Source organism: Oceanibacterium hippocampi, assembly GCF_900172325.1.
Lineage (GTDB): Bacteria > Pseudomonadota > Alphaproteobacteria > Sneathiellales > Sneathiellaceae > Oceanibacterium > Oceanibacterium hippocampi.
In genome coordinates this window covers 566,368-578,605 of the sequence record NZ_FWFR01000001.1, presented here as the reverse complement: position 1 = coordinate 578,605, position 12,238 = coordinate 566,368, and the positions used below count along the sequence as shown (strand labels likewise).

Here is a 12,238-nt window from a genome sequence, read left to right as displayed (position 1 = left end):
ATTCAGAACATGGCCGAAGTGACCCTGGCGGGCGTTCGAAAATCGTACAGCGAACTGGAAGTGATCCACGGCGTCGATCTGCGGATCGCCGACGGCGAATTCGTGGTGATCGTCGGGCCGTCCGGCTGCGGCAAGTCGACCCTCCTGCGCATGATCGCCGGGCTGGAGCGGATCAGCGCCGGCGAGATCATGATCGGCGAACGCGTGGTCAACGAGGTCGAGCCCGGCGACCGCGATATCGCCATGGTGTTCCAGAACTATGCGCTCTACCCGCATATGTCGGTTTACGACAACATGGCCTACGGGCTGAAGATTCGCGGCATGTCGAAGGCCGAGATCGAGGCGCGGGTGAATGTCGCCGCCGAAACGCTGCAGCTCGGCGACTATCTGCAGCGCAAGCCGCGCCAGCTCTCCGGCGGCCAGCGCCAGCGCGTGGCAATGGGCCGGGCGATCGTCCGCCAGCCGTCGGTGTTCCTGTTCGACGAACCGCTCTCCAATCTCGACGCCAAGCTGCGCGTGCAGATGCGGATCGAGATCAAGCGGCTGCATCGCACCTTCGGCGTCACCTCGGTCTATGTCACCCATGACCAGGTCGAGGCGATGACCCTCGCCGACCGGCTGGTGGTCATGAATTCAGGTGTCGCCGAGCATGTCGGGACGCCGATGGAGGTCTACGAGCGGCCGGCCACGACCTTCGTCGCCGGCTTCATAGGCTCGCCATCGATGAATCTGATCGAATGCCAGGCGGTCGAGGGCGGCAAGGCCGTGCGCCTGCCATCGGGCGAGACCATCGCCCTACCCAACGGCGGCGTGCCGGACCATGCCAGCGGCCGCGTGACGCTCGGCATCCGGCCCGAGCATCTCTCGGTCGTGCAGGAAAGGGGGCCGGAAACCTTCCAGGTCGAGGTCGAGATCGCCGAGGAGCTCGGCGCAGACACCCTGGTCCATGGCCGCCTCGGCGACACTCCGCTGACCGCGCGGCTGCCCGGCGGCCGGCATATCGCCGCCGGCGCGAGCGTGCTGCTCGACACCCGGGCGGAGCTTCTGCATCTCTTCGATTCGGAGAGCGGGCGACGCCTCTGATCGGCGGGCGCACCGTGCGACCTCGGCCGCTCGCTCAGGCCGGCCAGTCGACGATATGGTCCTCGAGATCGCGCACCCGGCGTTCCGAGACGACCCGGCCGCGAACCGAGATCCCGGCCTGGTGCACGGTTTCCGGATCGCCCGAGACCAGCGGGTGCCACCAGGCGAGATCCTTGCCTTCGGCAATCAGCCGATAGGCACAGGTACCGGGCAGCCAGCTCAGGTCATCGAACATGTCGGGGGTGAGCACGAGGCAATCGGGAACCAGTCGCCGGCGTTCCGGATAGTTGCTGCAGCGGCAGCTTCCCAGGTCGAGCAGCCGACAGGCGACGTTCGTGAAGGCAATCTCGCCGCTGTCGACATCCTCGAGCTTGTGCAGACAGCATTTTCCGCAGCCGTCACACAGGCTTTCCCATTCCTGCGCGTCCAGTTCGCGGAGCCCCTTCCGGCGCCAGAACGGTTCCTCGCCGTCCATGTCAGCCGACGTTGTTCTTCACGAACTCGCGGATGCGCGGATAAATCGAGGTGCGCCAGCGCGATCCGTTGAAGACACCGTAGTGGCCGACCTTCTCCTGCAGGAAGTGGACGCGCTTCTTGTCGGGAATCCGTGTGCAGATGTCATGGGCGGCCTGGGTCTGGCCGACTCCCGAGATATCGTCGAGTTCACCCTCGACGGTCATCAGCGCGGTCTTCTCGATGGCGCCGGTATCGACGCGATGTCCGCGATGGGTCAGTTCGCCCTTGGCCAGCGCCTGGCGCTGGAAAACCGCCTCGACGGTCTGCAGGTAATATTCCGCCGGCAGATCCATGACCGAGCGGTACTCGTTATAGAATTCCCGATGCTTGTCGGCGCTTTCGCCGTCGCCCTCGACGAGATGCTGGAAGAACTGCATGTGGGCGTCGACATGGCGGTCGAGGTTCATCGCCATGAAACCGGAAAGCTGCAGGAAGCCCGGATAGACGCGCCGGAGAAAACCCGGATAGGCGAACGGTACGCGCTGCACGACCGAGTTCTCGAACCACTCGATCGAATGCTCCTCGGCGAGCTTGCAGGGTTGCGTCGGGTTGCGCCGGGTATCGATCGGGCCACCCATCAGTGTCATGCTGGCCGGTGCGCAGGGATCGCCGGCCTCGGCCATCAGCGCAACGGCGGCAAGAACCGGCACGCTCGGCTGGCAGACCGCCATGACATGGGTATCCGGACCCAGCACCTGGAGAAACTCGATCACGTAATCGATGTAATCGTCGAGGTCGAAATGACCCTTCATCACCGGCACCATCCGGGCGTCCCGCCAGTCGGTGATATAGACGTCGTGATCGGGGAGCAGGGCCTCGACCGTGCCGCGCAGCAGCGTCGCGTAATGACCGGACAGCGGTGCGACCACCAGCATGCGCGGATGGCGCCCGGCATTCGGACGTTCGAAATGCTTGAGCTGGCAGAAATTCTTGCGGGCGACGATCGTTTCCTGGATCGGGTAGACGATGCCGTCGTCGGTCACCCGATCGAGGCCGAATGCCGGCTTTCCGTAAGCCCGCGTCACATCGTCGAACAGTTCGAAGGCCGCCGACATCGCGCGCGCCGGTGGCAGGTAAGACACGGGATTGAAGGGATTCTGGAGGAACTGCTGCTGCGCTCCGGCCATCAGCCTCAGGGGTTCGAGGGCAACACGCTGGAACTCATGCATCTGATAAAGCATACCCACTATCCCACTCACTTTCCGATTTCGCAACGCACCAATGTTAACATTGACCTTCGCAATTGCGAAAACAATAGCACAGATATTCTGGCCCTCGCATCATCGGACATATTCGCTAAGCTTTCATTTACGATAAGGTCTTGAGTGCGACGGGCAGGATCGGCGATCATGTTCCTTCGTCGGCGTTCGCTTGCAAGGGAGGGGAGCGATGCGGCACCGCACTATCATTCGCCTCGGCCTCGCTGCCACGCTGCTCTTCGTGGCCGGCGGATTCACGCCTTCTTCCGGCGCCCGGGCGGACGAAGCGGGGCCGGTTCTCCTTGCCCAGCTCTTCGGCCAGGACCCCCTTCTCGAGGCGATCCAGGACGGCAGCAAGAACGAGGCGCTGCAGGCGCTGCTCCGGGGGTCGAGCGTCAACGTCCGCAATTCCGACGGTTCCCCGGCTCTCGTGCTGGCCGCCGAGGCGGGTCTGGTGGACATCGCCAAGCTGCTGATCGAGCGCGGCGCGGCCGTCGACCTGCAGGACCGGGAAGGCAATACCGCGATCATCCGCGCCGCCGGTCGCGGCCAGGCGGAAAGCGTTTCGCTGCTGATCGCCAAGGGCGCCGATCCGCGCCGCACCAATCGCCAGGGCGAAACCGCGCTGATCCGCGCCGCCCGGTTCGGCGCGGTCGACGTGACCAAGCTTCTGGTCGAGGCCGGGGTTGATATCGACGCGGCCGACTTCACCGGCCGGACCGCACTCGACTATGCCGCCGCGGCACGCCGCTACCGGGTCGCCAAGCTGCTCGAGAGACTGAAGAACTAGCGCATCGGCCGCCGGATCAGAGTTCCGAATTCCTGACCGTCATGCGAAGCGCCTTCGTGCCTTCGGCATCGACCTTGCCGCGGGCCACGATATCGCCGGTCGTGACCGCCTGCCCGTAGTAGGCTTGGTTCCACTTGTCACGGGCGGCAATGACCGCGCCTTCAACCGAGACGCCGCCGAACAGCCCCTTGGCGCGCGCGTAGGAATAGATATCCGCATTCAGGTTGGTGGTCGTGGCCGCCTCGACATTCTTGCCGACCGGGCCGACCGCGACGCTGGCGTCCGCGCCGAGCTTCACCTGGTTGTTGATGACCGCGTTCAGCGCCTCGGTATTCATGATCAGGAGCACGACTTCCTTCGCCTCCGCGCCGATCTGCAGGCCGAGGCTCGCGGCGCCAAGCGTATAGAAGGCCGGGGCCGACCAGCTGCCGTCGGCCTGTCGGGCCAGCAGCACGCCGCTGCCGCCCTCGCCACCGATGATGAAGCCGGCCTTGAGGAGCTGCGGGACGATGAGAACACCCTTGGCCTGCTTCAGCAGGATCCGCATGCCTTCCAGGTCCGACTGGCCGGCCAGGCTTTCCATGGTCGCTTTGGACTGGTCGATCAGGACCTGCTGATCGTTGGCCTGCGCCGATATGGCGCCGGATATCAGGACGGCCATCGCGGCGATGGCGGTGGTCAACGCTCTAAGCATCGTGTCGCTCCCTTTCGGTGCCGGTTCGTCGGCATTTAATGTCCAATGATGTCGGAAGAAAGGCCCGGGCTTCATTCTCCGATCTGCAGCAAGAGGCCGCGTCGCCGGGCGGCCTGGAAGAAGAGCGAGAAAATCCATGCGCCGATCGCGAGATAGACCGCGTTCAGCAGGAAGCCCCGAAGCATCAGGCCCCAGGGCACCGTGCCGTCGATCATAACGCTCCGCATGCCCTCGAAGGCATAGGCCGACGGCAGGGCATAGGAAACATGCTGCACCCATTCCGGCAGTATCGCGATCGGATAATAGACTCCGCTGATCGGAAGCAGCGCGAAAATCGCCGCCCACGCGAGGTTCTCCGCGCCGAGACCGAAGCGCATCACGAGGCCCGAAACCACCATTCCGATCGCCCAGCCGAACATGATCAGCGAGAAGAAGAAGGCGGCCAGCGACAGGCCGAGTTCGTAGATGGAGAACCCGAAGAAGGCGATCGCGAGCAGGCTCGCCGGGACGACGCCGAGGATCGTCCGGAGCAGGCTCATCGTCATGAGCGCCGCGACCATCTCCGCCGGACGCAACGGGCTGACGAACAGATGACCGAGATTGCGCGACCACATTTCCTCGAAAAACGAGACCGAGAAGCTGATCTGGCCACGGAACAGCACGTCCCAGAGGAGCACCGCCGCAAGCAACAACCCGAACGACTGCGCGAAGAAATTCGCATGCCCGGCCAGATACTGGGTCATGAAGCCCCACATGATCATCTGCACGGTCGGCCAGTAGGCCATCTCCAGCAGCCGCGGCCAGGAACTCCTGATCAGGTAGACATGCCGCGACACCATGGCGAGCACGCGGCCGGCGCTGAAGGCGGGATTGTTCTGTCGCAGCGCCTGCGGGGTATATTCGGGGGCTCCGGCACTCATAGCACGCTCACGTCGTCGTCCGCCGCCAGCCCGGCCGCGGAGACCGTCGCGACGGCGCGCCGCCGGTCGCGGGCAATGTCGAGGAAGACCTCCTCCAGGTTGTTGCGGCCGTAGCGCGCGAGCAGGGCCGCCGGCGCCCCGCGATCGACGATCCGCCCCGCCCGCATCATCAGGACGTGGTCCGCAAGCCGCTCGACCTCCGCCATGTTGTGGCTCGCAAGCAGGATCGTCGCCCGGGTCTTGGCCTGGTAATCCTTGAGATACTGCCGCACCCAGTCGCCGGTATCCGGGTCCAGCGACGCCGTCGGCTCGTCGAGCAGGAGCAGGTCGGGCTGATTGATCAGCGCCTTGGCCAGCGCCACCCGGGTCTTCTGGCCGGCCGAGAGCTGACCGGTCCAGCGACCGAGAAAGCCGGTCAGGTCGAGCGCCTCGGCAAGTTGCTCGACCCGCTCCCGCGGCCTGGCGATGCCATAAAGGCGGGCATAGACCAGCAGGTTCTGGCGCACCGACAGGCGATGGGGCAGATCGACATAGGGCGAGGAGAAGTTCATCCGCGGCAGCACCGCATAGCGATCGGCCAGCATGTCGTGTCCGAGCACGGTGATGCCACCGCTGGTCGGGGTCAGCAGCCCGAGCAGCATCGAGATCGTCGTCGTCTTGCCGGCGCCGTTGCCGCCGAGCAGCGCCATCACGCTGCCCGCGGGGACGGTGAAGGAAATCTCGTCGACCGCGAGAATGCCGTCGTAGTTCTTGCTCAGTCGGTCGACGGCGACCGCCGAGGGCGGAATAGGTTCGTTTGTGGACATTGACCTAATATGGTTCGGGTTCTATGCCGTTGCCAAGCATCGTCCGCAGCACAGGAGGGAACGTGAGCGACCCGTCGACATCTGGCGATCCCGGCGGCGGCCAGCCTTCGCTCGCCGGGCCCGATCAGTCGGGTACGCGCTCCGGTTCGCCGCCTCTGCCCGACCACGAGCGTCGCGTCCGTCTGCAGACACTTGTCATCAGCCGCTGGATCGCCGTCGCCGGGCAGACCTTCGCGCTGCTGTTCGTGCGCGTCGCCCTCGAGTTCGAGTTCGCCTTCTTCCTGTGCCTCGGCATCGTCGCCGCGAGCGCGGTGCTGAACCTCGCGGTCTCGCTCAGTTATCCGACCGGCGCCCGGCTCAGCAACCGCGGCGCCACGCTCTCGCTCTGCTACGACGTGCTGCAGCTCGCGGCATTGCTCTACCTGACCGGTGGTCTCGACAACCCGTTCGCGCTTCTCCTCATCGTCCCGGTGACGATTTCCGCGACCGTGCTGTCGTTCTCCTCGACGCTCCTCCTGGTCACCATCGCGGTCGCCATCATTCTTCTGCTCTCGGTCCGCCACCAGCCGCTTCCCTGGGTCGCCGAGGGCTTCGCGCTGCCGGGGCTCTATGTCGCCGGAATCGCGTCGGCGCTTACCCTCGGCGTGGTCTTCATCACCGTCTATGCCTGGCGGGTCGCGGCCGAGGCCCGGCGCATGCAGGACGCGCTGGCCGCCACCCACCTCGCGCTCGCCCGCGAACAGCAACTCTCCGCGCTCGGCGCGCTGGCGGCGGCAACGGCGCATGAGCTTGGCACGCCGCTCGGCACGATCAAGCTGATCAGCCACGAACTGGTCCGCGATGTGGAACCGGGAAGTCCCTATCGCGAGGACATCTCCATACTGGCGACCGAGGCGGACCGTTGCGCCCGGCTGCTGGCGGAGCTCACGCAACAGCCGGAGAGCGGCCACGAGCGCCCGCTTGCCGTCCTGGGCCTCAGGGCCCTGGTGGCCAGCGCGGCCGAACGCCATCAGCCGAACGGCATCGTTCTCCGGATCGTCACCGCTGCCGACAACCAGGGACCCGAACCCCGCTTCGTCCGCCTGCCCGAGACCGAGCACGGGCTCGGAAACCTGATCGAGAATGCGCTCGATTTCGCCGCCGGCCTGGTCGAGATCCGCCTGTCCTGGGACGATCGGGAGGCCCGCATCGAGATCGCCGACGACGGGCCCGGCATCCCGTTCGACATCATGCAGAAGCTCGGCGAGCCCTATGTCTCGACGCGAACCGGCAACGGCGGCATGGGTCTTGGCGTCTTCATCGCCAAGACCTTGCTGGAGCGGACCGGCGCGGAGATCCGTTTCGGCAACGAAAGGGACCGGGGCGCCAAGGTTGTCATCGTCTGGCCGCGTGGGATATTAGAGGAGCCGGGCAGCCCCTGAGGCGACTATGGGTTGTGCCGTCTTTGCAAGTGGAGAGGCAATGTCTGAGGGCAAGGCGACAGACGACGGGGCGATCGGCGAGCGCCGGCTGCTCATCGTCGACGACGACGAGATCTTCCTGCGCCGCCTCGGCCGCGCCATGGAACGTCGGGAATTCACCGTGGCGCTTGCCAGTTCGGTCGAGGAGGCCCTTGGCGCGGCACGGCGGGAGCAGCCGGACTTCGCCGTCATCGACCTCAAGCTCGGCCAGGCTAGCGGCCTCGACATGGTGCCGGAGCTCCGCGCCATCAATCCGTCGATGCGGATCGTGATGCTGACCGGCTACGGCAACATCGCAACCACGGTCGCGGCGATCAAGGCGGGCGCGGTGGACTATCTCGCCAAGCCGGCCGATGCCGATGCGATCGAGGCCGCGCTGCTCGAATCCGACAGCGAGATGCCGGTCCCGCCGGAGAATCCGATGTCCGCCGACCGGGTCCGCTGGGAACATATCCAGCGCGTGTTCGAGCTCTGCGACCGCAACGTTTCGGAAACCGCGCGACGGCTAAACATGCACCGGCGGACCCTCCAGCGGATCCTCGCCAAGCATTCGCCGCGCTGAACCGGTGCCGACCGCTACCGCACCTCCGCCCCGCAACCGCGTTCTTGTCGGCGACGCGGCGGCACTCATGAAGACCCTGCCCGATGCCTCGGTCGACCTGCTGATCGCCGACCCGCCTTACAATCTCGGGAAGAATTTCGGCAACAACATCGACCTCCGCGAACGCGACGCCTACACCGGCTTCTGCCGCGACTGGCTGGCCGAGGCGACCCGCGTGATCCGGCCGGACGGCTCGATCTACGTCTTCATGGGCGTGCGTTTCATCGCCCGGCTCTATCTGATGCTGGAAGAGGATTTCGGCCTGCATCCGCAGGGCTGGATCACCTGGCACTACACGCAGGGCATGGGCCGCAAGCGCGGTTTCTCGCCGCGCCACGAGGATATCCTGTGGTTCTCGCCGGCCGAGCGGCCGCCCTTCAATCTCGACGATGTCCGGATCCCGCAGAAATATTTCCGCAAACGGAACAACATGGCCGGCGCCAATCCTGGCGACGTCTGGCAGTTCAGCCATGTGCATTATTGCGCCGAGGAGCGGGAGCCCCATCCGACCCAGAAACCGGAGGCGCTGATCGCCCGGATCGTTCGGGCGAGCTCGCGGCCGGGCGAACTGGTCCTCGACCCCTTCGTCGGCAGCGGCACGACCGCGCGGGTCGCCAAGGCGCTCGGCCGCGATTATCTGGGCTTCGATATCAATCCGGACTATGTCGCGCTGACCGAGGCGCGGCTCGCGCGTCCCTTCACGGGCTTCGATTCGGAAGACCCGCGCGCCGGCCGGGTGTCTCGCGACCAGCCGGGCGAAGACCGGCAGGCGGACCTGATCTGAAGACAGGAAAGTCCGGCGCCGACCCGCGGCTCAGCCGTTCGCCGCCTGCTTCACGCGCTGTTCGGCAAGATGCTTCCGGAGCAGCACGTCGACATGGCGGCCCTGGAACAGCCTGAGTCCGAGCGTGTGACCGAACGCGATCGCCTCCGGCCCGTCGCAGCGCGCAAGGATCAGGCGCTGCTTGCCGACTTCCTGGATCGCGCCGAGCAGATCCTTGGCCAGGGTCTCCGGCGTCTTGCCCTCGAGCTCGGGGCTCCAGAACAGCTTGCACATGTCGACGCCAAGGCGCCCGGGGCGGAGGAACGGAAGGTTCTTGCTGGTCAATGCATCGAGACAGACGCGGTACTGCTTCTCCCGCAGGAAGGCGCAGGCAAACGAAAAGCTCTGGTAGTCCGCACAGACGTCGACCGGCTGGAATTCCATGATCATCCGCTGTTCGTTGCGGGACCGCATGACCTGGTCGAAGGCCAGGAAATCCTCGGTGATCACGGAGGAGACGTTGACGTTGATCGACGTCGGCATCGACGTGACGCTCTGCAGCTTGGGAATGAGCTTGAGCATCCGACGATCGAGTGTGGCGGTGAGCCGGCGGAACAGCCACGGATCGGCGGCCAGGTCGACATTCGGCATGAGCGAGCGCGCCAGCTCCGCGATCGCCACGTAAAGTTCGTTGAACAGCGGCTTGACCACGCCGGCCTCGTCGACCGAGCAGACCGCCTGTCGCCGGACGATATTCTCCAGATCAACTCCCATGAGCTGATCCTCGAGCAGTCCGAGGCGGCGCGGATCGAGCGGCTCGAGCTCGATCGCATTCGCGACCGCGCCGCCACGCGCCAGGTTCTCTTCCCGGAGCTTCACCGGAATGAGCGCGAAAGCGCCGATATTGGTTTCCAGATTGAAGAAGGTCCGGAACTGTTCGGGATGCTCGAGCAGCGGGTCGTCGGCAAAGAGTTTCGAGAGGTGGCCGATGACAGCCTCGAGCTCGCCGTCGGCGGGTCGCCGGCAAATAAAGACGATATCGCTGTTGGACAGGTGAAAGAGCTGGCCATCCCGGTGTCGTTTCAGGACATCGAAGCACTCGGCGGCGATCCGCCGATGATGGTCGCGGCAATTCCACGGGTCGAGCCGTGCCAGATGAACCTGTACGGCGCGGAAGCCGGAAGGTGCCTTGGCCAGCCTGCGGGTCACTTCTTCGAGAACTGAATCCTGATTGGGCAACATGGAGCGTTCCGTCCCGTCCTTGACGTACCTTACTGAAACCGGCCTTCTGTCCAACGGCCATCACCGTAATGGCAAAGAGTTAGTGAACCGTGAAAACTTTCCCGCAATCGGGCTGCCGCCCCCTTCCGATTGGCGTTATACAGGTATGGAGCAATGACGGTTTTGCAGAAGCGGTGCGATGAAGGTCCTGTTTCTCCATAACAACTTTCCCGCCCAGTATCGGCATGTCGCGGCAGCGCTCGCGCAGGATCCGGCTAATTCCGTGGTCTTCGCGACGCATAACCGGCAGGGCAACCTGCCGGGCGTCGGCAAGCTGCTGTTCAAGCCCAGCCGCGAGCCGGCGAAGGAGACCCATCACTATCTTCGCGGCACGGAATCGGCGGTCCTGAACGGCCAGGCGGTCTTTCGCGCCTGCATCGAACTGCGCAAGCGCGGCTTCATACCGGATGTGATTTGCGGTCATTCGGGCTGGGGCCCGACGCTCTACGTGAAGGATATCTTCCCGGAAGCCCGGCTGCTCTGCTACTTCGAGTGGTATTACCACGCCCGCGGCAGCGATGCGGACTTCCTGATCGATTCGGTGATCACCCACGACGACGCCTGCCGGATCCGCACGCGAAACGCACCGATCCTGCTCGACCTCGCCCAGTGCGACTGGGGCCTGACCCCGACTATGTGGCAGCAGTCGCAGTTTCCCGACATTTTCCGCCCGCGCATGTCGGTGCTGCATGACGGGGTCGACACCGATTTCTTCCGCCCGGCACGCGACGCCACCCTCAAGCTTGACGGCCTCGACCTCAGCGGGGTCGACGAGATCATCACCTACGCGACGCGCGGAATGGAGCCCTACCGCGGCTTTCCCGAGTTCATGCGTGCCGCCGCCCAGCTACTGGAAATGCGCCCGGGCGCCCATGTGGTCGTGGTCGGCGACGACCGGGTCGCCTATGGCAAACGCCTGCCCGACGGCGAAAGCTGGAAGAAGCGCATGCTGAGCGAACTCGAACTCGAGCTCGACCCGAAGCGCATTCATTTCACCGGGCTCCTGCCCTACAGCGACTATCTGAAGGTCCTGCAGGCCTCGACCGTGCATGTCTACCTGACGGTGCCGTTCGTGCTCTCATGGTCACTGATGGAGGCGATGGCCACGGGCTGCATGATCGTCGCGTCCGACACGCCGCCGGTTCGCGAGGTGCTGCGCGACGGCCACAACGGCCTGCTCGTCGATTTCTTCGACGTCGAGGCACTGGCCGAAGGGATCGACCTCGCACTCGAGAAGAAGGCCGAGTTCGAACGTCTCCGCCGCAACGCCCGGCGGACGATCGTCGAGCAATACGCCCTTTCCAGGCTGCTGCCGCGCCATCTGTCGCTGATCGGCGAGATCGCCGCCGGACGCATTCCGCCCCGCGTGCCGCTGGCGCCGGAGCAGGAAACGATGGCGACCGGTACCGGCGGCGCGGAATGAACACGGCCGCCGAGGCGACGAGCCCGGCCCGCACGCCCGTCGTTCCGTTGCGGCCGGACGATTGCTGGTCTAAAACCCGGCGATCATGGATGCCCCCCGCATGACCCCGCCGAGCGACCCGGACGCCATCGCTGCTTACTGCGCGACGATCTTCGACGCCCACCAGGCCGCCTTTTCCGCCACCCGGAGCGCCCTTCAACACCGCCTCCCCGCGCTGGTCGATATCGCCGCCCGGACGATCGGGAAGGGCGGCAAGATCCTCCTGTTCGGCAATGGCGGCAGCGCCTCGGACGCCCAGCATATTGCCGCCGAACTGGTCGGGCGGCTGGCGGCCGACCGCGCGCCGATCCCGGCGATCGCGCTGACGACCGACAGTTCGGCGCTGACGGCGATCGCCAACGATTACGGATTCGAGGCCGTGTTCGCCCGCCAGATCGCGGCGCTCGGCCGGCCCGGCGATCTCGCGATCGGGATTTCGACCTCAGGCTCCAGCCCCAATATCCTGGCCGGGCTGAGCGCGGCGAAGACCGGCGGCATGGTTGCGGCCGGCCTTTCTGGCCGCGACGGCGGCGCCATGACCGGGCTCGCCGATCCGCTGCTGGTCATTCCGGACGACGACACCGCGCGCATACAGGAGATGCATATCCTGATCGGCCATATCCTCTGCGGTGCGCTCGAACGCCGCCTCGGCCTGCTGTGAGA

The 12,238-nt window shown here is 65.5% G+C and carries 13 protein-coding genes; 7 read left to right on the top strand and 6 right to left on the bottom strand.

Annotated elements, in window-relative coordinates:
- Window positions 1-9: 9 nt before the first annotated feature.
- Window positions 10-1,083 carry a sn-glycerol-3-phosphate import ATP-binding protein UgpC gene (locus OCH7691_RS02700; RefSeq protein WP_085881875.1) on the top strand — a complete coding sequence of 358 codons (1,074 nt, stop codon included), beginning with the start codon at window positions 10-12 and terminating at the stop codon, window positions 1,081-1,083.
- Between the two features lie 34 nt (window positions 1,084-1,117).
- On the opposite strand, the gene OCH7691_RS02695 is transcribed toward OCH7691_RS02700, so the two are convergent.
- Complete coding sequence (locus tag OCH7691_RS02695) at window positions 1,118-1,558, bottom strand: YcgN family cysteine cluster protein (protein WP_085881874.1); 441 nt, start codon at window positions 1,556-1,558, stop codon at window positions 1,118-1,120.
- Between the two features lies 1 nt (window position 1,559).
- On the bottom strand, window positions 1,560-2,780 hold the full coding sequence (locus OCH7691_RS02690) for a polyhydroxyalkanoate depolymerase (protein WP_085881873.1): 1,221 nt from the start codon (window positions 2,778-2,780) through the stop codon (window positions 1,560-1,562).
- 208 nt (window positions 2,781-2,988) lie between these two features.
- On the opposite strand from OCH7691_RS02690, the gene OCH7691_RS02685 reads away from it, so the two are divergent.
- On the top strand, window positions 2,989-3,588 hold the full coding sequence (locus tag OCH7691_RS02685) for an ankyrin repeat domain-containing protein (protein ID WP_085881872.1): 600 nt from the start codon (window positions 2,989-2,991) through the stop codon (window positions 3,586-3,588).
- 16 nt (window positions 3,589-3,604) lie between these two features.
- Here the strand turns inward: OCH7691_RS02685 and OCH7691_RS02680 are convergent, their stop codons facing one another.
- The 3 genes from OCH7691_RS02680 to OCH7691_RS02670 form a co-directional block, all read right to left on the bottom strand.
- A complete protein-coding gene (locus OCH7691_RS02680) occupies window positions 3,605-4,282 on the bottom strand; it encodes a lipid-binding SYLF domain-containing protein (RefSeq protein ID WP_176244899.1) in 678 nt (225 codons plus the stop codon).
- A gap of 71 nt (window positions 4,283-4,353) precedes the next feature.
- Window positions 4,354-5,202: an ABC transporter permease gene (locus tag OCH7691_RS02675; protein ID WP_139839493.1), complete on the bottom strand. Its 849-nt coding sequence runs from the start codon at window positions 5,200-5,202 to the stop codon at window positions 4,354-4,356.
- Window positions 5,199-6,008, bottom strand: a complete 810-nt coding sequence (locus tag OCH7691_RS02670; RefSeq protein WP_085881870.1) for an ABC transporter ATP-binding protein — start codon at window positions 6,006-6,008, stop codon at window positions 5,199-5,201. The genes OCH7691_RS02675 and OCH7691_RS02670 overlap by 4 nt, the downstream gene beginning before the upstream one ends.
- Window positions 6,009-6,070: 62 nt before the next feature.
- On the opposite strand from OCH7691_RS02670, the gene OCH7691_RS02665 reads away from it, so the two are divergent.
- The 3 genes from OCH7691_RS02665 to OCH7691_RS02655 all read left to right on the top strand — a co-directional run bounded on the left by OCH7691_RS02665 (window position 6,071) and on the right by OCH7691_RS02655 (window position 8,853).
- On the top strand, window positions 6,071-7,429 hold the full coding sequence (locus OCH7691_RS02665) for an ActS/PrrB/RegB family redox-sensitive histidine kinase (RefSeq protein WP_217807753.1): 1,359 nt from the start codon (window positions 6,071-6,073) through the stop codon (window positions 7,427-7,429).
- A gap of 40 nt (window positions 7,430-7,469) precedes the next feature.
- Complete coding sequence (locus OCH7691_RS02660) at window positions 7,470-8,030, top strand: ActR/PrrA/RegA family redox response regulator transcription factor (protein WP_085881868.1); 561 nt, start codon at window positions 7,470-7,472, stop codon at window positions 8,028-8,030.
- Window positions 8,031-8,097: 67 nt separating this feature from the next.
- Window positions 8,098-8,853, top strand: coding sequence for a DNA-methyltransferase (locus OCH7691_RS02655; protein ID WP_085881867.1), 756 nt, complete (start codon window positions 8,098-8,100; stop codon window positions 8,851-8,853).
- Window positions 8,854-8,883: 30 nt separating this feature from the next.
- On the opposite strand, the gene OCH7691_RS02650 is transcribed toward OCH7691_RS02655, so the two are convergent.
- Window positions 8,884-10,074 (bottom strand): hypothetical protein, encoded by a 1,191-nt coding sequence (locus OCH7691_RS02650; RefSeq protein WP_139839492.1) that lies wholly within the window; start codon window positions 10,072-10,074, stop codon window positions 8,884-8,886.
- Window positions 10,075-10,252: 178 nt separating this feature from the next.
- On the opposite strand from OCH7691_RS02650, the gene OCH7691_RS02645 reads away from it, so the two are divergent.
- Window positions 10,253-11,536 (top strand): glycosyltransferase family 4 protein, encoded by a 1,284-nt coding sequence (locus OCH7691_RS02645; protein ID WP_085881865.1) that lies wholly within the window; start codon window positions 10,253-10,255, stop codon window positions 11,534-11,536.
- Between the two features lie 100 nt (window positions 11,537-11,636).
- Window positions 11,637-12,236, top strand: a complete 600-nt coding sequence (locus OCH7691_RS02640) for a D-sedoheptulose 7-phosphate isomerase (RefSeq protein WP_085883457.1) — start codon at window positions 11,637-11,639, stop codon at window positions 12,234-12,236.
- Window positions 12,237-12,238 lie beyond the last annotated feature (2 nt).

Excerpts from the sequence above, each read along its gene's own strand:
- OCH7691_RS02640 (WP_085883457.1), top strand. The coding sequence starts at position 11,637 with ATGACCCCGCCGAGCGACCCGGACGCCATCGCTGCTTACTGCGCGACG.
- OCH7691_RS02675 (WP_139839493.1), bottom strand. The coding sequence starts at position 5,202 with ATGAGTGCCGGAGCCCCCGAATATACCCCGCAGGCGCTGCGACAGAAC.
- OCH7691_RS02650 (WP_139839492.1), bottom strand. The coding sequence starts at position 10,074 with ATGTTGCCCAATCAGGATTCAGTTCTCGAAGAAGTGACCCGCAGGCTG.
- OCH7691_RS02655 (WP_085881867.1), top strand. The coding sequence starts at position 8,098 with ATGAAGACCCTGCCCGATGCCTCGGTCGACCTGCTGATCGCCGACCCG.
- OCH7691_RS02645 (WP_085881865.1), top strand. The coding sequence starts at position 10,253 with ATGAAGGTCCTGTTTCTCCATAACAACTTTCCCGCCCAGTATCGGCAT.
- OCH7691_RS02670 (WP_085881870.1), bottom strand. The coding sequence starts at position 6,008 with ATGTCCACAAACGAACCTATTCCGCCCTCGGCGGTCGCCGTCGACCGA.
- OCH7691_RS02660 (WP_085881868.1), top strand. The coding sequence starts at position 7,470 with ATGTCTGAGGGCAAGGCGACAGACGACGGGGCGATCGGCGAGCGCCGG.
- OCH7691_RS02685 (WP_085881872.1), top strand. The coding sequence starts at position 2,989 with ATGCGGCACCGCACTATCATTCGCCTCGGCCTCGCTGCCACGCTGCTC.
- OCH7691_RS02690 (WP_085881873.1), bottom strand. The coding sequence starts at position 2,780 with ATGCTTTATCAGATGCATGAGTTCCAGCGTGTTGCCCTCGAACCCCTG.
- OCH7691_RS02680 (WP_176244899.1), bottom strand. The coding sequence starts at position 4,282 with ATGCTTAGAGCGTTGACCACCGCCATCGCCGCGATGGCCGTCCTGATA.
- OCH7691_RS02700 (WP_085881875.1), top strand. The coding sequence starts at position 10 with ATGGCCGAAGTGACCCTGGCGGGCGTTCGAAAATCGTACAGCGAACTG.
- OCH7691_RS02695 (WP_085881874.1), bottom strand. The coding sequence starts at position 1,558 with ATGGACGGCGAGGAACCGTTCTGGCGCCGGAAGGGGCTCCGCGAACTG.